The sequence below is a fragment of the Streptomyces sp. NPDC005925 genome (assembly GCF_040638805.1).
GTDB lineage: Bacteria > Actinomycetota > Actinomycetes > Streptomycetales > Streptomycetaceae > Streptomyces.
On record NZ_JBEXVL010000012.1, the window covers coordinates 162,303 to 182,578 of the forward strand.

The following is a 20,276-nucleotide window of genomic DNA, read 5'->3' on the forward strand; positions in this document are numbered from 1 at the left end:
CGACCCGCACCGGCAGACGGTGGCGGCGCCGGCCGGATCGCGGATGGTCACCGAGGCGATCACAAACCGGTATCGGGCGATCACACGCGGCCAAGACGCGGGGCACCGGCGGACGTTGTGAGGAAGAATGACCGTCATGACGGATGACGGTTCCTCCATCGATTCCACCAAGCCCAGCATCGCGCGCGTCTACGACTACTTGCTCGGCGGCAGAGACAACTACGCCGTGGACCGGGAGATCGGCGACGTCTTCAAGCGTGACCTGCCTGGTTCGGTGGCCATCGCCTTCGCCAACCGCGCAGCGCTGACTCGCGCGGTCCGGGAGATCACGAGGACCACCGGCGTACGGCAGTTCATCGACCTGGGCAGCGGCCTCCCGACCGCCGACAACGTCCATCAGGTCGCGCAGCGGCACGCTCCGGAGAGCCGGGTCGTGTACGTCGACACCGACCCCCAGGTGCTGGTCCACGGCCGTGCGCTGCTGGAGGAGAACGACCGGACCCGCGTCATCATGGCCGACGTGCGCAACCCCGCGGCCGTCCGCGCCCACCCGGACACCGTGGAACTGATCGACTTCGACCGCCCGGTTGGCGTCATCTTCAGCGCCATCCTGCACCACGTCAACGACGACGAGGACCCGGCACGCATCGTCCGCTACTGGCGCGACCAGGTGCCGGCCGGCAGCTACTTCTTCATCAGCCACTTCCGCTCCGGCAACAACCCCGAGACCACCCAGGCCGAACAGATCCTCCAGCAGACCTTCGGCCGCGGCCGGTGGCGTACCGACGAGGAAATCGCGGCCCTGCTCGACGGCCTGGACATCCTCGAACCCGGAGTCGTGCCCACCCCCCTGTGGCGCCCCGATCCGGTCGACAACCGCTGGAACAACGGCGAGAAGGAGCTCACTGTCTGGGAGCATCTCATCGCCTCGGTCCTGGCCCGAAAGCCCGAGTAGGGCTTCCCGGCGGTTCCCCTCGACGGGGCAGCGCTCCTTGAACGACGCCCGACCGGGCGCCCCGCCCGGTCGGGCGCCCCCCTTCGTGCCAGCTGCCCGGTGGCCGGAAGAGGGCGTGGAGTGCCGGCCTCCGCGGGGAAGACGAGACCGGACGACGCGGAGTTCAGCCCGCCGCACCGGGGCTCGAGCAGGATTTCACCGCGTGGAGGGTGAGCACGCCTTCGAGGCGGACCGTCACCTCGCCGGCCGTGGTGCGCAGCAGCAGACGGCCGTCGGTGACGCCGCGGGGGTGGCCGCAGAAACCACCGTCGGGGGTGACCACCTCCAGTTGCGGCCTGGACTTGTCCGGCCCGTACCACGTCACGGCGACGGTCGCGGTGAGCGCGGCGGCGCACAGCACCGTCAGCACCACGCCCCGCGTCAGCGCCCTCGCCGCGCGAGAAGAGCCGCGTGCGAAGTGTCGTGCGCCGTCAGTCCCGGTTCGCCACCGACGCCGGGTCGTCGAGCACCGTCCGCACCACGGAGTGCGCCGCGCCCAGCAGCGGACCCTGCGGACCGAGCCGGGACACGGCGACCGGGCAGGCCGGGCCCGCCGTGCGCCGGGCCAGTTCCTCCCGCAGCGACGGCAGCAGCCAGGGCGCGAGCCCCGCCAGCGCGCCGCCCAGCACCACGCCCTGCGGATCGAGTAGGTTGACCGCTCCCGTCAGGGCGATGCCGAGCGCCGTACCGGCCTCGCGCAGGGCACGGCGTACGTCCCTGTCGCCCGCCGCGGCGCGGTCCGCGAGGAGTCCGACACGGTCCTCTCCGGGTTCCAGGCCGGCCGCGCGCAGCACCGCCTCCTCACCGGCGTACTGCTCCAGGCAGCCACGCCCGCCGCACGGGCAGGCCGGTCCGTCGGGCTGTACGGGCACGTGGCCGAGTTCGCCCGCGAAGCCGCGTGTTCCGCTCAGGGGCTGTCCGTCCACGACCACGGCGCCACCGATGCCGATCTCGGCGGACACGTGCAGGAAGTCCCGCGGGGTGCCGTCCCCGAGCCACAGCTCGGCGAGCGCGCCGAAGGTGGCCTCGTTGCCCACGGTCAGCGGGAACGCGGTGGGCAGCAGGGCGGCCAGATCGGTGTCGTGCCAGTCGAGGTTCGGGGCGCGGACGACGGTCCGGGCGTCGCGCGCCACGAGGCCCGGTACGGCGACGGCGAGGCCGGCCGGCCACAGGCCCTCGTCCTCCGCCTCGGCGACGACCCGGTCCACCAGCTCGCTGAGTTCCGCGACGACCGGCCCGGGCGCCCGCCCGCGGTTGGCGCCCTGGCGCACGGCACGCGCGCGTATCCGCCCGCGCAGGTCGACCGCGCACACCGCGAGGTGGTCGACACCGACCTCGGCGCCGATGCCGGCGGGTCCGCGCCCGCTGACCGCCAGCGCGGAGCCGGGACGCCCGACCCGGCCCGGCCGTTCGGGGCCCAGTTCCTCCAGCAGCCCCGAGCGGATCAGCTCGTCCACGAGGGTCGACACGGCCGCACGGGTCAGCCCGATGCGCGAGGCGACGGCGGCCCGCGAGAGCGGCCCCTCGGCGCTGACGGCGTGCAGCACGCGGGCGAGATTGCGGCGGCGCATGCCCCGCTGGGTGTCCGGGGTCCGTCGTCCGGGACCGGCGGGATGCGCCTCGTGCAGCGGTGCGGTCATCCTTGCGTCAGTCCTCAGTCCTCAGTCCGGTGTGCGACGCCGGCAGCGCCAGTCCTCAGCAGCCTGTGTGCCGCTCGGGCACCGGGCGACCGCCGAGCGGTCCTCGGCGGTCCGTGTGCCGCTCGGGCAGCTAGCCGGTCCGGTCTCGGCGGTCCGTGTGCCGGGCGGGCAGCGGGGCCGTGCCGGTTCCTCAGCCCGTGCGCCGCTCCAGCAGCGGGGCCGCGTCGGAGAGTACCCCGGCGATCCGGGCGAGCGCCGCCTCGTCCCGCTCGATGGCGCCGAGCACCGGCCCCGCGGCCGTGTTCCAGCGCCGGGCGACGGCAGCCGGGTCCTCGCCGGTCAGCAGCCCGGCGGCCTGCGCGGCGGCGCCCAGCGCGACCAGTTCCTTCGCCTCCGGGATCTGCACGGGACGGCCCGACAGCCGCCGTACGGTCTGCTGCCAGGCGGTGCCGCGGGCGCCGCCGCCGATCAGCAGCAGCGGGGCCGAGGCGTCCGCGTCCTCGTCGAGGACCCGGCCGAGGGCGCCCAGCAGCGAGTGCACCGCTCCGTCGTACGCGGCCTGGAGCAGCTGGCTGGCGGTCGTGTCGTGGCGCAGACCGTGCAGCAGGCCGGAGGCGTCGGGCAGGTCGGGGGTGCGCTCGCCGTCCAGGTACGGCAGCATCGTGACCGACGTGCCGGGTTCCACCGCCTCGCGGTCCAGGCCCAGGAGGGTCGCGACGCGGTCGACGGCGAGTGTGCAGTTCAGGGTGCAGGCCAGCGGCAGCCAGTCGCCGCGCGCGTCGGCGAAGCCCGCCACGGTGCCGCTCGGGTCGGCCGGCCGGTGCCGCGACACGGCGTACACCGTGCCCGACGTGCCGAGGCTCATCACCGGCGTGCCGGGCCGCACCCCGAGACCCAGCGCGGCGGCCGCGTTGTCACCCGTGCCGCACGCCACCAGGGTGCCCCTGGAGAACGGCAGGTCGTGGCCGTCGCGCACCGTGCCGGCCACCTCGCCGGGACGCACCACGCGGGGCAGCAGCGCCGGGTCGAGGCCGACGTGCGAGAGGATCTCCTCGTCGTACGACTCCGTGCCGGACGCCCACCAGCCGGTGCCGGAGACGTCGCCCCGGTCGGTCGTGCCCTGCCCGGTGAGCCGCTCGGTCAGGTAGTCGTGGGGGAGGCGCACCGCCCTCGTCGCGCGAATCGCGTCCGGCTCGTGCTCGGCGAGCCACGCCCACTTGGTGACCGTGAACGAGGCGGCCGGCACCGACCCCGTCCGCTCGGCCCAGAACGTCGCCCCGCCCAGCTCCTCCGTCAGCCGGCGGGCCTGCGGCGCGGAACGCACGTCGTTCCACAGCAGGGCCGGACGTACCGGTTCGCCCCGCTCGTCCAGCGTGACCAGACCGTGCTGCTGGCCGCCGATCGACACCGCGGCGGCCTCGTGCGCCGCGTCGCCGCACTGGCGCAGCGCCTCGCACAGCGCGTCCCACCACTGGCGCGGATCGCTCTCACGGCCCGCCCCGGAGGACACGGTGTGCGGCGCCTTGCCGCTCGCGACGACCCGGCCGGTGGCCACGTCGACGACCAGCGCCTTGGTGGACTGGGTGGACGTGTCCACGCCGACGACGAGCGGACCCTCGGCTGCTGACATCGGTTTCTCCCTTTTCCGCGGCTCAGCGGGGATCTGACCTGGGGTTGTGCGGACATCCGGGCCGGTGTCGGCCCAGGGCGCCGCACCACCGGAACAGGTTGTCCCTTCCCAGAGGTGCGTCCGCATACTAATTTGTAAAGCGCCATGACGAAATAGTGTCACCGAGCAAGGAGCCGCGGCATGAGCTACCAGCCCACCCCCGAGGACAGGTTCACCTTCGGTCTGTGGACCGTCGGCTGGCAGGGACGGGACCCCTTCGGCGACGCCACCCGCGCCGCCCTCGACCCGGTCGAGGCGGTGCAGCGTCTGTCCGAGCTGGGCGCCCACGGCGTGACCTTCCACGACGACGACCTGATCCCCTTCGGCTCCTCCGACATCGAGCGCGAGGGCGTCGTCAAGCGGTTCCGCCAGGCCCTCGACGCGACCGGCATGCGCGTCCCGATGGCCACCACCAACCTGTTCACCCACCCGGTGTTCAAGGACGGCGCGTTCACCGCCAACGACCGCGACGTACGCCGCTACGCCCTGCGCAAGACCATCCGCAACATCGACCTCGCCGTCGAACTGGGCGCGGAGACGTACGTCGCCTGGGGCGGCCGGGAGGGCGCCGAGTCCGGTGCCGCCAAGGACGTGCGCGACGCCCTCGACCGGATGCAGGAGGCCTTCGACCTGCTCGCCGACTACGTCACGGGCCAGGGCTACGACCTGAAGTTCGCGATCGAGCCCAAGCCGAACGAGCCGCGCGGCGACATCCTCCTGCCGACCGTCGGACACGCCCTCGCGTTCATCGAGAAGCTGGAGCGCCCCGAGCTGTTCGGCGTCAACCCGGAGGTCGGCCACGAACAGATGGCCGGGCTGAACTTCCCGCACGGCATCGCGCAGGCCCTGTGGGCGGGCAAGCTCTTCCACATCGACCTCAACGGCCAGAACGGCATCAAGTACGACCAGGACCTGCGCTTCGGCGCCGGTGACCTGCGCGCCGCGTTCTGGCTGGTCGACCTGCTGGAGTCGGCCGGATACGCCGGGCCGCGGCACTTCGACTTCAAGCCGCCGCGCACCGAGGACTTCGACGGCGTCTGGGCTTCCGCGGCCGGCTGCATGCGCAACTACCTCATCCTCAAGGAGCGCGCGACCGCCTTCCGCGCCGACCCCGAGGTGCAGGAGGCGCTGCGCACGGCTCGCCTGGACGAACTGGCCCAGCCCACCGCCGCCGACGGCCTGGAGGCCCTGCTCGCGGACCGGTCGGCGTTCGAGGAGTTCGACGTCGAGGCCGCCGCGGCCCGTGGGATGGCCTTCGAGCGTCTGGACCAGCTGGCCATGGACCACCTGCTCGGGGCGCGCTGAGCCGTCGCCCGGTGGCTCCCGGGAGGAGTGTGGGGGCGGGGACGTGTCCCGGCCCCCACACGGGGTCAGGAACCCTACGGAACGCGCACGTACGGGCTGGTCGTCTCGGCGCTGCTGTCGACCGGCCCGCGCGTCGAACGCCGCCGCTCCGTCCGCCCTGCCGGAGCCGGGGCCGGGGCCGGGGCCGGGGCCGGGGCCGGGGCGAGCGTGTCGTGCCGACGGGGCGATGCCCTCGATCCTCCCCGGCACGCCCGCGACCGTGATCCCCCGTCCGGGACGCGGGCCCCGCCCCCATCACCGGGAACCGTCGGAGCCGGCGGAGACTACCCACGTTGGTGATGCCCCCGGCGGGCGGTGCGGGCGAGACTGATCGGACTTCGGACGAGCACGGCGTCGGCAGCCATGCCCGTCGGCAGCCATGCCGAAAACGAGGGCTGGGGATGCCATGCGGAAGCTGGAAGTGGCACTGATCGGCGCAGGACTGATAGCCCGCCTGCACCTGGACGCGTGGCTCAGAGCGGGGGCCCGCGTTCGCGTGCACTCCGACGACGGCCGTGCCGAGGACCTGGCGCGCGACTTCGGAGTGACCTCCGTGGGCTCCCTCGCCGAGGCGCTGGACGGCGCGGACGCCGTCGACATCTGCACCCCGACGGAGAGCCACCACGCCATCGCCATGGCCGCCGTCGCCGCGGGTGTGGGGGTGGTGTGCGAGAAGCCGCTGTCAGCCGACGTCGCGCAGGCGGAGGAGATCGTCGCCGCCGCGGAGCGGGCCGGTGTGCCGCTCTACCCGGCCCACGACCTGCGCTTCTCCCCGCCGTTCGCCCGCCTTCACGACCTGGTGGCGGCGGGCCGCCTGGGCGAGGGCGCGGTCGCGCGGTTCACCGTCACCGGCTACCACCCCCGGCCGTGGACCGGCCGTGTGCCCGCCCGCGCGGGCGGGATCCTGACCGACCAGATGCTGCACGGCGCCGACCTCGCCCACTGGATCTTCGGGGACGTCGTACGGGTGCACGCCTACTACCAGGGAGACATCGCCACACCCGCCCCGGCCGGTGCCGTCGGCGTCGCCACCGCCGTCCTCACCCACGCCAGCGGCGCGCTCACCCGGCTGGTGAGCCGGTGGACGGCGAAGCAGTCCCCACCCATGCGCGTGACGTTCCACGTCTCGGGCACCGGCGGGACGGTGCGGTACGACTCCGAGTGGCCCCAGGAGGTCAAGGTGACCGGTGACGCGGCCGGGACCCTGCAGTACTTCGGGGAGTCGCTGTTCGTCGCCGAGATGCGCGAGTTCGCCGAGGCGTTCCTGGGCGGTCCCGCGCCGCGTCTCGGAGCCCGGGACGCGTTGGCCGCCGTCCGCATCACCCAGGCCGCGGCGGAGTCCGCGTGGACCGGACGCGCGGTGGAACTGCCCGTCGTGCAGCCCGTCGGGGAGCCCGGCCCGCATCCTGTCGTGCAGCCCGGTGGGGGGCCTGTCGAGGAGGTCACCGCATGAAGGTCGCCGTGTTGTCGTTCGCCCAGGAGTGCGCCGCCGCGCACGTCCGTGCGCTGCGCGACATGCCGGGCGTCGACGTGGTCACCGCCGACCCCGACGGCCCGCCCGGCGATCCGGCCCGAGGACCGGCCATGGCCGAGCGGCTCGGCGTGGCCTGCGCGAGCAGCTGGGACGAGGTGTTCGCGCTGCGCCCCGACGCCGTCGTGGTCACGAGCGAGGCCGCCCGCCGCCGGGAACTGGTCGAGCGGGCGGCCGGAGTCGGCGCCCAGGTGTTGTGTGCGCTGCCGCCCGCCGGCGAGGTGACGGACGCCCAGGCCATGGTGGACGCGTGCCAGGAGGCGGGGGTGCGACTGACTCTCGCGTCCCCGGCCTGTTTCAGTCCGGCGTTCTCCGCCGTGCGCCGGGCGATCGCGGACGGCGATGCCGTAGGCCGGCTGATGAGCATGCACGGGTCGTACGACACCGGCCCTGGCCCTGGGTACGGACGTGACCCCGGTCCCGGCCCGGCCCCCGGCCCGTCCGTGGCTCAAGGGCCCGTCGGTGGCGGAGTGCCGGCAACCCGTGCGGCGTATCTCCTCGACCTGGTGGACATGGTCCTCGGCGGGGAGCCCGCGGAGCAGGTGTACGCGCAGGCGAACAATGTCCTGGGCGGCGGCGACCCGGGCTTCGAGAGCGCGGCACTCGTCAGTGTGCGCTACGCGAGCGGGATCGTCGCGGCCGTCGACTGCACCTGGAGCGCGTCCGGGAACCGGTCTGCGGGGGGCGGGCCGGTCATGACCTTCGTCGGTGACAGCGGGAGCGTGGAGTTCACCGCCGCTCCGCGGCTGCTCGGCGGTTTCGACGTCGCCGCGGACACCGAACGGTGGGAGGCGGGCGGGGCCGACCCGATCGCGGTGATGCTGGGCGAGTTCGTCACCGCGGTCGGTGGCGGGCCGCCCACCGGGCCGCCCACGGGGCCGCATGCCGGGTCGCGCACAGGGCCGCACGCCGGGCCGCTCGTCTGGCCGGACGGCGCCGCCGGGGTGCGTACGATGCGGATCGTCCAGGCAGCCTACGAATCGGTGCGCACCGGCCAGCCCGTTGAACTGGCGGTGGCCCCGGCAGGGAGACGCGCATGACCAGAGTCGGGATCATCATCGGCACCACCCGCCCCGGCCGCCTCGGACCGCAGGTCGCCCAGTGGGTCGAGAAGGCCGCCGGGGCCTGTGAGAACGCGGAATTCGAAACCGTCGACCTCGCCGACTACCACCTGCCCCTGTTCGACGAGCCGGGACTTCCACGGACGGGCGTCTACGAGCACGCGCACACCCGCGCCTGGAGCGCCAAGGTCGCCGAACTCGACGGGTTCGTCTTCGTCACCCCCGAGTACAACTGGTCGATCCCGGCCGCGCTCAAGAACGCCATCGACTTCGTCTACAACGAGTGGAACGACAAAGCCGCCGGCCTGGTCGGATACGGCAGCAACGTCGGGGGTGCCCGCGCCCTCGATCACCTGCGACTCGTCGCCGGTGCCGTCCAGCTGAAAACCGTGTACACCCAGGTCAACCTCTCGCTCCTGACCGACTTCGAGCAGTACACCGCCTTCAAGCCCGCCGAACGTCACGACGCCGCGCTCCGGCGGATGCTCACCGAAGTGATCGCCTTGGCCGACGCGCTCGTACCGCTGCGCCGGGCCTGAACCAGCAACAGGACGGGACCATTGATGAGCAGTTCGAGCGGGCAGAGCGCAACGGAGTCCGCCAGGGAGTCCGCCACGGAGTCCGCCACGGGGCCCGTGACGGAGCCCGTGACGGGGTCTGTCGCAGCGTCCGCCGCGTCGCCTGCCGCGGGATCGGCCGGGGAGCCGGTCGTGGAGACGGTCGTGGGATCGGTGACGGAGCCGGTGGTGGAGTCCGACCCGCCGGGCGGCCAGACCCCGTCCGTGTACCGGGTGCAGTTCCCGCCGGGGTTCACCGATCGCGGTGGCTGCCCGTTCGATCCGCCGGCCGCGCTCACCGACTACAGCGAACGGGCCGCGATCCAGCCGATCGATCTGACCGGCGGTGACACCGGCTGGCTGGTCACCGGGTACGACGAATGCCGCAAGCTGCTCGCCGATTCCCGGCTCAGCACCGACCGGCTGCGCAATCCGCGGGTGGCGAAACTGCCTCCGGAGCTGCGGGAAAAGCTCATGGACGAAAAGACCCGGGCAGGGGATTTCCTCGCCATGGACGCGCCCGAACACACGCGGTACCGCAAGGTGCTGAACCGGCAGTTCACCCTTCGGCGGATACGCGAGCTGGAGCCGAGGATCCTGGACATCGTCACCGAGCGGATCGACGCGATGCTCGCCAAGGGCGCCACCGCCGACGGCGGGAGTGCCGACGGCAACAGCGCGGATCTCGTACGGGATTTCGCCCTGCCGGTGCCGTCCCTGGTGATCTGTGAACTGCTCGGCGTGGCACCCGAGGACCGCGAGGAGTTCCAGGCGCGGACCGGCACACTGCTCGACCCGGATGTCACGTTCGAGGAGCAGCTGGCCGGACTCGACGCGCTGAAGCAGTTCATCCACGGACTGGTGCGGAAGAAGCGCGCGGCCCCCGCCGACGACGTGCTGTCCGGGCTCGTCCACGCCGACGCCGAACCGGCGCTCACCGACGACGAGATCGTCGGCATGGCGAACCTCCTGCTGGTCGGGGGGCACGAGACGACCGCCAGCATGCTGGCCCTGGGCACGTTCGCGCTGCTGGAGCACCCCGAGCAGCTCCGGAGGCTGCGCGAGCGTCCCGAGCTGATCGACGGCGCGGTCGAGGAAATGCTGCGCTACCTCTCCATCGTGCCGCTCGGCCTCCTGCGCACCACGATCGAGGAGGTGGAGATCGCGGGCCAGGTCGTCCCGGCCGGTGCGCTGGTCATCCTCTCGGTGTCGGCGGCCAACCGCGATCCGCGCCGCTACCACGGGCCGGCCGACTTCGACGTGACCCGCCCCCGGCAGGCCCATCTGTCCTTCGGGCACGGCATCCACCAGTGCATCGGGCAGCAGTTGTCCCGCGCGGAGATGACCGTCGGTTTCGCCGAACTGCTGCGGCGGCTTCCCGGTCTGCGCCTCGCGATCCCGGCCGACGAGGTTCCGCTGCGCGAGCAGATGGCCGTGTACGGCGTGCACAGTCTGCCCGTGGCCTGGGACGCCCCCACGTAGATCCGCACGGATCCTTACCAGTCCTCATGTATTCACGGAGCGTTCGTGCGCGGAGCGGCGGCGGAATGCGGACGCCACTCGATTGCGACCCCACGGCGAATAGCGATATCGGCATCTCCCCGTTCCGATGATGCCGACGCCGTGCAGCGCTACCAGGTCGGGGGATGCTCAGGGGGCCGGGACTGCCCCATTCTGGGAGTCGCGAACACGAAATCGTCGACGACAGGGGCGGATCCGATGGCCGACATCGACGCATACCAGAATTTCGATGCGACGACCGTGGACTACGAACGCGCATATCAAACCGGCGCCCTGTTCGAAGGGGTCGTACTGGAAAAGATGCCGTGGGACATCGGCGGACCACAGCCGGTGCTGGTGGAACTCGAACACGCGGGACGGGTTTTCGGTGACGTTCTCGACATCGGCTCCGGCCTGGGTGACAACGCGATCCATCTGGCGAAGTGCGGCTACCACGTGACCGGTATGGACATCGCCCCCACCGCCGTCGAGAAGGCGCGCGCCCGGGCAGCCGAGCAGGGCGTCACGGTGACCTTCACCGTCGGCAACGCGACCCGTCTCGACGGCTACGAGAACGACTTCGACACCGTCACCAGCAGTCTCGTCTTCCACTGCTTCAACGCCGGACAGCGCCGCGCGTACGCGGACGCGCTGGCCCGCGCGATGCGTCCCGGAGGGCGGTTGCTGCAGTGGTGCTCCCGTGGCGACGCGGCCGGCCCCGAACCGCTCACCGAGGAAGCCATACGCAGCGCCTTCGGCGGGCCGGGCTGGTCCGTCACCTCGCTGCGCGCCGAGTACCTCACGACGACCGTCCTGGACGAGCCGCTCCGCCAGGACTATCAGGGCGGCAGGCTCGACACCGACGACGCCGGCGCCACGCTGCTGCCCATCTGGCTGCTGGAGGCGACTCGCGGCTGATCACCGGCGGTGCCCGGCTTCGGCAGGGGCAAAGGCGCGGAACCCCTGGGCTTCGAGGTAACACCCGTCGACGGCGGCCGGGGCGCGATCCCCGCCGGGAACAGGACCACTGATGAGCAGTTCGACCGAGGCGCCCGGCACGGAGTCCACGCCACCGGCCGGCCAGACCCGATCGGTGTACCGGCTGCCCCTCCCCCCGGGGCTCACCGACCGCGGAGCCTGCCCCTTCGACCCGCCCGCCCTGCTCACCGAGTACGGCGAGCGGGCCACGGTGCAACCGATCGACATGACCGACGGCGAGAGGTCCTGGCTGGTCACCGGGTACGACGAGGCCCGCAAACTGCTCGCCGACCCCCGGCTCAGCTCCAACCGGTTGCGCAACCCGCGAGTGGCGAAACTGCCGCCCGAGCTGCGCGCGAAACTCATGGACGAGAAGGCGGTCGCGGGCAACTTCATCGCCATGGACGAGCCCGAACACACCCGGTACCGCAAACTGCTCAACCAGCAGTTCACCGTCCGGCGGGCACGCCGGATGGAGCCGAGGATCCTGGAAATCGTCACCGAGCGGATCGACGCGATGCTCGCCAAGGGCGCCGGCGCCGACGGCACCCGCGCCGATCTCGTACGGGACTTCGCCCTGCCGGTGCCGTCCCTGGTGATCTGTGAACTGCTCGGCGTCGCCTACGACGACCGCGAGGAATTCCAGGCGCGGGCCAACAAACTGCTCGACCTGAACGTCTCGTACGAGGAGCAGCTCGCCGATCTCGACGACCTGCGCGACTACATACGTGCCCAGGTGCGGAAGAAGCGCGAGGCCCCCGCCGACGACGTCCTGTCCGGGCTCGTCCACGCCGACGCCGAACCTGCGCTCACCGACGACGAGATCGTCGGCATGGCCGTCCCGCTGCTGGTGGGCGGGCACGAGACGACCGCGAACATGCTGGCCCTGGGCACGTTCGCGCTGCTGGAGCACCCCGAGCAGCTCCGGCAGCTGCGTGAGCGTCCCGAGCTGGTCGACGGCGCGGTCGAGGAACTGCTGCGCTACCTGTCCGTCGTACACCTCGGCCTGCTGCGGCACACGACGGAAGAAGTCGAGATCGTCGGGCAGGTGATCCCCGCGGGGGCACTCGTCATCATCTCGGTGTCCGAGGCGAACCGGGACCCGCGCCACTACGACGCGCCCGCCGCATTCGACGTGACGCGCCCCCGGCTGACCCATCTGTCCTTCGGGTACGGCATCCACCAGTGCATCGGGCAGCAACTGTCCCGGACCGAGCTGACCGTCGGGCTCACCGAACTGCTGCGGCGACTGCCCGGGTTGCGCCTCGCGATCCCCGCCGACGAGGTCCCGCTGCGGGACATGATGGCCATCTACGGCGTGCACAGCCTGCCGGTGACCTGGGACGCCCCCTCGTAGGCGAGCCCCGGCCAGGGACCCGCGGGGCCGGGCGGCGCACCGGCGGATGCCGGTGCGCCGCCCGCCGGTGTCACGACCGCAGCATGCGGTGCAGCCGCTCACGCAGACAGTCCAGGCGCCTCGACTGCTCCGCGTCCCTCGTGGGCCACGCCAGGTCGATGCCCAGCCGTCCGCCGAAGGTGGTCACCACGTAGCCGCCGACGCCGGCCGAGTCGCCCGGCGCGACCCTGCGGCGGGAGGAGGAGTGGAAGTTCGTCGCCCGGAGATCGTCCGGTGTGCGCAGCGGCGGCACCACGCCCCAGTTCGTCATGCTGACGACGGCCCGGCCGGGGGGCGGCTGAGGCGCCGGAGCCGCGTCGGCCCGCTGATGGTGCGCCACCATGTCCAGGAGGCTGCGCTGAACGGATCCGTCGGCCAGGCCCGCACGCAGCTGCTCACCGATCGCCCGGCCGAGCGTGACGGCGTCGGGCGCGATCCCGTCGTCGGCCCTGAACACGACACCCCCCAGCACATTCGTGCCCTCGGCCGGCCCGACCCGGGGAGTGAGGCGACCGCGCAGATCCACCGTGTACCGGTACACCAGGTCGGTCAACGGCAGATCGCGCGTCTCCGCCTCGACGAGAAGGATGACACCCGACAACAGACCGTGAATGGTCACGTGCTCGCGATGGCAGAGTTCCGACAGCGCGGTCGTCTCAGTCGCGGTCAGACGGCACTGGGCCACATGCCGGACGAGCGTCGGCCAGGCGTATCCGTTCGCCTGCCCGACCTTCCCGGGCGACGGTCTCGAGTCGCCCTCCCCGGCGGAGGAAACGCCATGAATTCCGCGTTCGGCCAGCAAATCCTCCAGCGGCCTGGGATATGGACGGCGGGGTGTTTCGACGGGCACGCCACGGACCGCGTCGGTGTAGCGGGACCACAGATCCGCGAGCACCGCGAGGGACTGAGGGGCGTCGGCGATGCTGTGATGGGTCACCAGCGTCACGCTCGCCCCGTCGCCGTCCCGTACGACGTCGAGGGCGCTCAGGGACCGGTGCTGGTCCAATTCCGCGCACACCAGGGGGCGTTCGAGGTCCCCGTCGGAGAATTGCACGTCGGGACAGGTTTCGCATTCCACGAGAACAGGTCCCTCTTCACCGTGTTCCAGCCGGGACGCAAGCTGGGGATAGGTGCGGCACACAGCCTGATAGGCGGCCCGCAGGGCTTCCGGATCCAGCCGGCCGACGGTGCGCACCGTGTACCCCACGTACATCTCCACGGCGGCATAGATTTCTTCGGTGGGTGTCAGCGCACGCCGAATCCCCGCTGTTGTCATGACGGCAGGCTAGAGACCGTTCATACGGCATGACATCCCTCGGCCTGGTAGATCCGGGAAGGCCGTGCAGGAAAAGAAGTGCGCCCTACCAGATCGAGGGATGCCGCTCCGGCACGGCTCCTCTAGCCTCAATTCGGGGGAGCAGGTCCGCAGGTGCGAAGTACGTCTGCATGCGTGCGGTGAGCATTTCATGTCTCAGGCTGTCTCGAGGCGTAGCGAATACCCGACCCGGACTCCGGCTTGAGTGGAAGGACCCCAGTCCCCATGAACGACGCGATCTCCTACGAGGAGCCGTGGGCGCGGACCCATCAGTTCGACCCGCCCCCGCTTTTCGACGCGCTGCGCGCGGAACGTCCGCTGGCGCGGATGGTGTATCCCGACGGACACGTCGGCTGGCTCGCCACCAGCCACGACATGGTGCGCAAGGTCCTCGGCGACCCGCGGTTCAGCCACAGCACGGAAGTCGGTCACTTCCCGGTGACGCACCAGGGGCAGGTGGTGCCGAACTCCCCGAAGATCCCCGGCATGTTCATTCACATGGACCCGCCCGACCACACCCGGTATCGACGTCTGCTGACGGGTGAATTCACCGTCCGGCGGGCGAGCCGGCTGATACCGCGTATCGAAGCCGTGGCCGCCGAGCAGATCGCCTTCATGCGCGAGCACGGCGCTCCCGCCGACCTGGTGGCGGACTTCGCCAGGCCGCTGATACTGCGCATACTGTCCGAGCTGGTCGGCCTGCCCTACGAAGAACGCGAACACTACGCGAACGCCCCGGCTCTCCTGCACGACCCGGACGCGAAACCGGAAGACGTCGCAGCCGCCTACGAACGGGCGAGCTCCTTCTTCGTCGAGGTCGTCGAAGGGAAGCGGAAACAGCCCGGTGACGATCTCGTCAGCCGCCTCGTCTCCGCCGGGCAGCTGACCACCGAAGAGCTGTGCAACATGATGATCCTGCTGCTGTTCGCGGGCTACGAGACCACGGAGAGCGCTCTGTCCGTCGGTGTTTTCGCCCTGCTGCACCACGCCGGCCAACTGGCCGCGATCCGCGCGGACCCCGCGAAACTCGACGGCGCGGTCGAGGAACTCCTCCGCTATCTCACCGTCAACCAGTACCACACGTACCGGACGGCGTCACAAGACGTCGAACTGGGGGGAGAAACGGTCAGGAAGGGTGACACCGTCACCGTGTCCCTGCCCGCGGCCAACCGCGACCCCGCCAAATTCATGTGCCCCGGGAATCTGGACATCGACCGCGACACCTCGGGCCACGTGGCGTTCGGATTCGGAATCCATCAGTGCCTCGGCCAGAACCTGGCGCGCGTCGAACTGCGCGCCGGCCTGTCGGCTCTCCTCCGGGAATTCCCCGGTCTCCGGCTGGCCGTCCCGTTCGACGAGGTGCCGCTGCGACTCAAAGGGTCTGTCTTCGCCGTGAAGAGCCTGCCCGTCTCCTGGTGAGCCTCTTTTCTCCGAAAGGGAATCCGGCATAGTGCGCACCGACCTCATCAAGCCGCTGCCCGTCGCACTTCTCGAGAACGCGACCCGTTTCCCGGGCAAAGTGGCTTTCGAGGACGACCGGCGGGCGGTCACATACGGCGACCTGGAGGCGCGGACGCGCAGGCTGGCCGGACATCTGGCGGGCCTCGGGGTCCGGCGCGGAGACCGGGTGGCCATCTGCCTCGGCAACACGGTGTCCACGGTGGAGAGCTACCTGGCGATCGTCCGTGCCGGCGCCGTCGGGGTGCCCCTCAATCCCGCGTCGGCACTCGCCGAGCTCGCGTACCTGCTGGCCGACAGCGGCACCACGCTGATCATCACCGACCCCGCGCAGGCGGCGCGGCTGCGGAGCTCCTCCGCCCTTGCCCCCGGCGTCGCGCTGCTGGTGACGGGCGACGCCCCGGTGGGCACGGGAGCGGACGCGACGGTTGCGGGAGACGCGGCGGGCGCGGCTATTGCGGGAGACGCGGCGGCTGCCGGGGTCGCGAGGGTTCACTCCTACGACGGACTCGCCACCCGCGAACCGGCCGAGCCCGCGCGGGACGACCTCGGCCTGGACGACGTGGCGTGGATGTTCTACACGTCGGGGACGACCGGCCGGCCCAAGGGCGTGCTGTCGACCCAGCGCAACTGCCTGTGGTCCGTCGCCTCCTGCTACGTACCGATCCCGGGACTGACGGCCGACGACCGGGTCCTGTGGCCCCTCCCGCTCTTCCACAGCCTCTCGCACATCGCGTGCGTCCTCTCCGTCACCGTCGTCGGCGCCACGGCCCGGATCGTCGACGGGAGTTCCGCGGAGGACGTGATCAGGATCCTCGGCGAGGACAGTCCGACCTTCCTGGCCGGCGTCCCCACCACCTACCACCACCTGGTCAGGGCCGCCCGCGAGAACGGCTTCTCCGCGCCCGCCCTGCGCGTCGGCCTCGTCGGCGGAGCCGTCACCGGACCCGGGCTGCGCCGCGACGTCGAGGAGACCTTCGGGGTCCCGCTGGTCGATGCCTACGGCAGCACCGAGACGTGCGGGGCCATCACCGTCAACCCGCCGGACGGCGCCCGGGTCGACGGATCCTGCGGCCTGCCCGTACCGGGCGTCGGCGTCCGCATCGTCGACCCCGTCACCGGAGCCGACGTTCCCGCCGGGCAGGAGGGCGAGGTGTGGGTCAGCGGGCCGAACGTCATGGTCGGCTACCACAACAGCCCGGAGGCGACCGCCGCGGCGGTACGGGACGGCTGGTACCGGACCGGAGACCTGGCCCGGCGCGACGACGCCGGCTACTTCACCATGTGCGGCCGGATCAAGGAACTCGTCATCCGCGGTGGGGAGAACATCCACCCGGAGGAAGTCGAGGCGGTCCTGCGTACCGTCGAGGGCGTCGCCGACGTGGCCGTGGCGGGCGTACCGCACGACACACTCGGGGAAGTCCCGGTCGCGTACGTGGTCCCCGGCCCCTCCGGACTCGACACCGCGGCACTGATCAGCCGGTGCCGTGAGGAACTCTCCGCCTACAAGGTGCCGGAGCAGGTCCACGAAGTCGCCCGCATCCCGCGGACCGCGTCCGGCAAGACCCAGCGGCGCCTCCTGGCGGACCGGCCGAGCCGCCTGCGGTACGCAGCGAGCGGACACCACGACACGGTGCTGAGCGTCGAGTGGACTCCGGTACCGGCACAGGTGCCGGCGGATGCCCGTGCACGGTCCGGACGGTGGGCGGTCGCGGGCCCGGCGGCCCCGGACGCCTTCGCCGCCGACGTACGGCACTACCCCGGCCTCGCGGCGACACGTACCGCGGTGACCGGCGGTGAACCGGCACCCGACGTGATCGTCCTGCGCCCGCCCTCGCCACCGGCGGACGACCCGGACCCGTTCGCGGCGGCACGCCACCACGCCCGGCTCCTGGCGGACGACCTGCGCGCGTGGTCGGCGGGCCCCGAACCGGCGGCGGCCTCCCGGCTGGTGCTGCTCACCCGGGGCGCGGTCGCGGCCACCGCGGAGGACCGGGCACAGAACCGGGCGGAGGCTGCGGTCTGGGGCGTCGCCCGGTCCTTCCAGGAGGAAGCCCGTCCCGGCTCGCTCACCATTCTCGATCTCGACGCCGACGAGGACCTGAGTCCTGCCACCCTCACTGCCGTCGTCTCGGCCGCGCTCGCGTCCGGCGAGCCGCAGGTCGCGAGGCGGTCGGGCGCCCTGCTGGCGCCCCGGCTGACCCCCCTTCCCGTGACCGACGGGCAGCAGCCGCGACCTTCGCCGGCATGGCCGGCGCCCTGGCCGGGAGCCGTGGGCACCGTGGTGGTCACCGGGGCGGACACGGAGCACGGAGCGTCGCTGGCCCACCGGCTGATCACGGTTCACCGGGCCGAGACCCTGCTGCTCGTCGATTCCCCGGGCGGCACGGGCCCCGCATCCGACGCCGTACGCGCTCCCGCCGGCACCGACATCGTGCGGGTGACCGCCGACGGCCACGATCCCGGGCCGCTGCGGGCCGCGCTGGCCGGCCTCGGTCGTCCGGTGACCGCGGTGGTACACGCCGCAGACGATCCCGAACTGGCCCGGGTCCTGGACGGGATGACCGCCGCCGACGCACCCGCCGCCTTCGTCGTGGTCTCCGGCACCGCCGGGCTGTTCGGCGCACCCGATCACCCCGACAGGGCCGTCGACGCGATCCTGTCCGACCTGGTCGTACGCGACCGTCGGCTGCGGAACCTGCCGGGCTCCTTCCTCGCCTGGGGCCAGGACGCGGGCGGCGAGAGCGACACGGCGGACGACGCGACGAGCCGGTCGCGCAGCCTGCTGCACACCGCGTTCGACATCGCCCTGACGACGAACCCCCCGTCTCTCGTCACCCTCCTGCCGGACACCCCGACGGCCCACGGGTCCCGGGTCCCGGCGCTTCTGCGCGGCCCGACCGACAGGCCCCCCCGGCCGTCCCGGCCCGACCAGGCAGTGGCGACGGCCCTGCGTGACCGGCTCGACGGCCTGGACGAACGCGCGCAACTCGCACTGCTGGAAGTCCTGGTCCGTACGCAGGCCGGTGAGGTGTCGCACCGGACGGAACCCGGTCTCATCCCGTCCGACCGCGCCTTCCGCGACCTCGGCTTCACCTCGATGGCGGTCGTCGCGCTGCGCGACCGCCTGACGGAGAAGACCGGACTGCGGCTGCCCACCACCGTCGTCTTCGACCACCCCACCCCGACGGCACTGGCGGCCTGCCTGCGGGCGGAACTGCTCGGAATCCCGGACCTCGTTCGCGGCTCGGTCACCGACCCGGGAGCGAGGTCCGACCCCGACGAACCCCTCGCGATCGTGGGCATGGCGTGCCGGCTGCCGGGTGGGGTGACGGGCCCGTCGGATCTGTGGCGGTTGGTGTCCGAGGGCCGGGACGCGGTGTCGGGGTTTCCCGAGGATCGTGGCTGGGACCTGGAGCGACTGTTCGATCCGGATCCTGACCGTCCGGGGACGTCGTATGCCCGCGAGGGAGGTTTCCTGCGGGAGGCCGGCCTCTTCGACGCGGCATTCTTCGGTATCTCCCCGCGTGAGGCGCTGGCCATGGATCCGCAGCAGCGGCTGCTGCTGGAGACGTCGTGGGAGGCGCTGGAGGCCGCCGGTGTCGATCCGCTCTCGTTGAAGGGGACCGACGTCGGGGTGTTCTCCGGGGTCTTCGGACAGGGCTACGGGGCCGGCGCCGGCGTGGCCGTGCCGGAGGTGGAGGGTTTCGCGAGCACCGGGTCGGCGGGAAGCGTGGCGTCCGGCAGGGTGTCGTATGTGCTCGGGTTCGAGGGGCCCGCGGTGACGGTGGACACGGCGTGTTCGTCGTCGCTGGTGGCGATGCATCTGGCGGCGCAGTCGCTGCGGCAGGGCGAGTGCTCGATGGCGCTGGCCGGTGGGGCGACGGTGATGGCGACACCCGGCAACTTCGTGGAGTTCTCCCGGCAGCGGGCGCTGGCTCCGGACGGGCGGTGCAAGGCGTTCTCGGCGGCGGCCGACGGCACCGGCTGGGCCGAGGGCGTGGGCGTGGTGGTGCTCGAGCGGTTGTCGGTGGCGCGGGAGCGCGGGCACCGGGTGCTGGCCGTGATCCGTGGGTCGGCCGTCAATCAGGACGGTGCCTCCAACGGGCTGACGGCGCCGAACGGCTTGGCCCAGCAGCGGGTGATCCGTACGGCGCTGTCGAGTGCCGGTCTTTCGCCGTCGGACGTGGATGTGGTGGAGGCCCACGGGACCGGTACGGCCCTGGGCGATCCGGTCGAGGCGCAGGCGTTGCTGGCGACGTACGGGCAGGGGCGGGAGTCCGGGCGGCCGTTGTGGCTGGGGTCGTTGAAGTCGAACGTCGGTCATACGCAGGCGGCTGCTGGTGTCGCGGGCGTGATCAAGATGGTGCAGGCGATGCGGCACGGGGTGCTGCCGCCGACCCTGCACGTGGACGAGCCCACCCCCCGGGTGGACTGGTCGGCGGGGGCGGTGGAGCTGCTGACCGAGGCGCGGGAGTGGGCGCGTGGGGATCGTCCTCGGCGGGCCGGGGTGTCGTCGTTCGGCGTCAGTGGGACGAACGCGCACCTGATCCTGGAGGAGGCGCCGGCTGAGGAGGCCGCTGACGCGAGCACGGAGGAAGTGCCCCCCTCGCCCGTTTCCGTGGGTGTGGTGCCGTTGGTGGTGTCGGCGCGGAGTGCGGGGTCGTTGACGGGGCAGGCGGGGCGGCTCGCGGCTTGGGTCGAGAGTCCGGACGGGGCGTCGCTGGCGGGTGTGGCTGGGGTGTTGGTGTCTGGTCGTGCGGTGCTGGGTGAGCGTGCGGTGGTGGTGGCGGGTTCGGAGGGGGAGGCGCTGGCGGGGCTGGGGGCGTTGGC

At 72.2% G+C, this 20,276-nt stretch carries 14 protein-coding genes; 10 read left to right on the forward strand and 4 right to left on the reverse strand.

Annotation, left to right across the window (positions count from 1 at the left end; genetic code table 11):
* The first annotated feature begins 127 nt into the window (after window positions 1-127).
* Window positions 128-955, forward strand: a complete 828-nt coding sequence (locus tag ABZ354_RS17205; protein WP_358657464.1) for an SAM-dependent methyltransferase — start codon at window positions 128-130, stop codon at window positions 953-955.
* A gap of 163 nt (window positions 956-1,118) precedes the next feature.
* Here ABZ354_RS17205 and ABZ354_RS17210 read toward each other — a convergent pair whose 3' ends face one another.
* From ABZ354_RS17210 to xylB, 3 genes are all read right to left on the reverse strand, one after another.
* Window positions 1,119-1,367, reverse strand: a complete 249-nt coding sequence (locus tag ABZ354_RS17210) for a hypothetical protein (RefSeq protein WP_358657466.1) — start codon at window positions 1,365-1,367, stop codon at window positions 1,119-1,121.
* Between the two features lie 58 nt (window positions 1,368-1,425).
* Complete coding sequence (locus ABZ354_RS17215) at window positions 1,426-2,634, reverse strand: ROK family transcriptional regulator (RefSeq protein WP_358657467.1); 1,209 nt, start codon at window positions 2,632-2,634, stop codon at window positions 1,426-1,428.
* Between the two features lie 190 nt (window positions 2,635-2,824).
* Window positions 2,825-4,264 carry a xylulokinase gene (gene xylB, locus ABZ354_RS17220; RefSeq protein WP_358657469.1) on the reverse strand — a complete coding sequence of 480 codons (1,440 nt, stop codon included), beginning with the start codon at window positions 4,262-4,264 and terminating at the stop codon, window positions 2,825-2,827.
* 180 nt (window positions 4,265-4,444) lie between these two features.
* Here xylB and xylA point away from each other — a divergent pair, with 180 nt between their 5' ends.
* The 7 genes from xylA to ABZ354_RS17255 all read left to right on the forward strand — a co-directional run bounded on the left by xylA (window position 4,445) and on the right by ABZ354_RS17255 (window position 12,631).
* Window positions 4,445-5,608 carry a xylose isomerase gene (xylA, locus tag ABZ354_RS17225; protein WP_358657471.1) on the forward strand — a complete coding sequence of 388 codons (1,164 nt, stop codon included), beginning with the start codon at window positions 4,445-4,447 and terminating at the stop codon, window positions 5,606-5,608.
* Between the two features lie 445 nt (window positions 5,609-6,053).
* Window positions 6,054-7,100 (forward strand): Gfo/Idh/MocA family oxidoreductase, encoded by a 1,047-nt coding sequence (locus ABZ354_RS17230; protein ID WP_358657473.1) that lies wholly within the window; start codon window positions 6,054-6,056, stop codon window positions 7,098-7,100.
* Entirely contained in the window at window positions 7,097-8,218 is a 1,122-nt protein-coding gene (locus ABZ354_RS17235; RefSeq protein WP_358657475.1) for a Gfo/Idh/MocA family oxidoreductase, read from the forward strand. The genes ABZ354_RS17230 and ABZ354_RS17235 overlap by 4 nt, the downstream gene beginning before the upstream one ends.
* Window positions 8,215-8,778 (forward strand): NAD(P)H-dependent oxidoreductase, encoded by a 564-nt coding sequence (locus ABZ354_RS17240; protein WP_358657476.1) that lies wholly within the window; start codon window positions 8,215-8,217, stop codon window positions 8,776-8,778. Before ABZ354_RS17235 ends, ABZ354_RS17240 begins: the two co-directional genes overlap by 4 nt.
* Window positions 8,779-8,949: 171 nt before the next feature.
* On the forward strand, window positions 8,950-10,278 hold the full coding sequence (locus tag ABZ354_RS17245; RefSeq protein ID WP_358657477.1) for a cytochrome P450: 1,329 nt from the start codon (window positions 8,950-8,952) through the stop codon (window positions 10,276-10,278).
* A 237-nt stretch (window positions 10,279-10,515) separates the two neighbouring features.
* Entirely contained in the window at window positions 10,516-11,214 is a 699-nt protein-coding gene (locus ABZ354_RS17250) for a class I SAM-dependent methyltransferase (protein WP_358657478.1), read from the forward strand.
* Window positions 11,215-11,326: 112 nt separating this feature from the next.
* On the forward strand, window positions 11,327-12,631 hold the full coding sequence (locus ABZ354_RS17255; protein ID WP_358657480.1) for a cytochrome P450: 1,305 nt from the start codon (window positions 11,327-11,329) through the stop codon (window positions 12,629-12,631).
* Window positions 12,632-12,701: 70 nt separating this feature from the next.
* Here ABZ354_RS17255 and ABZ354_RS17260 read toward each other — a convergent pair whose 3' ends face one another.
* Entirely contained in the window at window positions 12,702-13,946 is a 1,245-nt protein-coding gene (locus ABZ354_RS17260) for a hypothetical protein (RefSeq protein ID WP_358657482.1), read from the reverse strand.
* Window positions 13,947-14,210: 264 nt separating this feature from the next.
* On the opposite strand from ABZ354_RS17260, the gene ABZ354_RS17265 reads away from it, so the two are divergent.
* Both ABZ354_RS17265 and ABZ354_RS17270 read left to right on the forward strand, forming a co-directional pair.
* The gene (locus ABZ354_RS17265) at window positions 14,211-15,404 is read left to right on the forward strand and encodes a cytochrome P450 (RefSeq protein WP_358657484.1); all 1,194 of its coding nucleotides are present in this window, start codon (window positions 14,211-14,213) and stop codon (window positions 15,402-15,404) included.
* A 31-nt stretch (window positions 15,405-15,435) separates the two neighbouring features.
* Window positions 15,436-20,276, forward strand: a 4,841-nt coding sequence (locus ABZ354_RS17270) for a beta-ketoacyl synthase N-terminal-like domain-containing protein (RefSeq protein WP_358657486.1), incomplete at its 3' end; no start/stop codon positions are given.

What these genes read in the sequence shown, in the direction of transcription:
- ABZ354_RS17205 (WP_358657464.1), top strand. Translation starts at nt 128, where the DNA reads ATGACCGTCATGACGGATGACGGTTCCTCCATCGATTCCACCAAGCCC.
- ABZ354_RS17215 (WP_358657467.1), bottom strand. Translation starts at nt 2,634, where the DNA reads ATGACCGCACCGCTGCACGAGGCGCATCCCGCCGGTCCCGGACGACGG.
- xylB (WP_358657469.1), bottom strand. Translation starts at nt 4,264, where the DNA reads ATGTCAGCAGCCGAGGGTCCGCTCGTCGTCGGCGTGGACACGTCCACC.
- xylA (WP_358657471.1), top strand. Translation starts at nt 4,445, where the DNA reads ATGAGCTACCAGCCCACCCCCGAGGACAGGTTCACCTTCGGTCTGTGG.
- ABZ354_RS17230 (WP_358657473.1), top strand. Translation starts at nt 6,054, where the DNA reads ATGCGGAAGCTGGAAGTGGCACTGATCGGCGCAGGACTGATAGCCCGC.
- ABZ354_RS17235 (WP_358657475.1), top strand. Translation starts at nt 7,097, where the DNA reads ATGAAGGTCGCCGTGTTGTCGTTCGCCCAGGAGTGCGCCGCCGCGCAC.
- ABZ354_RS17240 (WP_358657476.1), top strand. Translation starts at nt 8,215, where the DNA reads ATGACCAGAGTCGGGATCATCATCGGCACCACCCGCCCCGGCCGCCTC.
- ABZ354_RS17250 (WP_358657478.1), top strand. Translation starts at nt 10,516, where the DNA reads ATGGCCGACATCGACGCATACCAGAATTTCGATGCGACGACCGTGGAC.
- ABZ354_RS17255 (WP_358657480.1), top strand. Translation starts at nt 11,327, where the DNA reads ATGAGCAGTTCGACCGAGGCGCCCGGCACGGAGTCCACGCCACCGGCC.
- ABZ354_RS17260 (WP_358657482.1), bottom strand. Translation starts at nt 13,946, where the DNA reads ATGACAACAGCGGGGATTCGGCGTGCGCTGACACCCACCGAAGAAATC.
- ABZ354_RS17265 (WP_358657484.1), top strand. Translation starts at nt 14,211, where the DNA reads ATGAACGACGCGATCTCCTACGAGGAGCCGTGGGCGCGGACCCATCAG.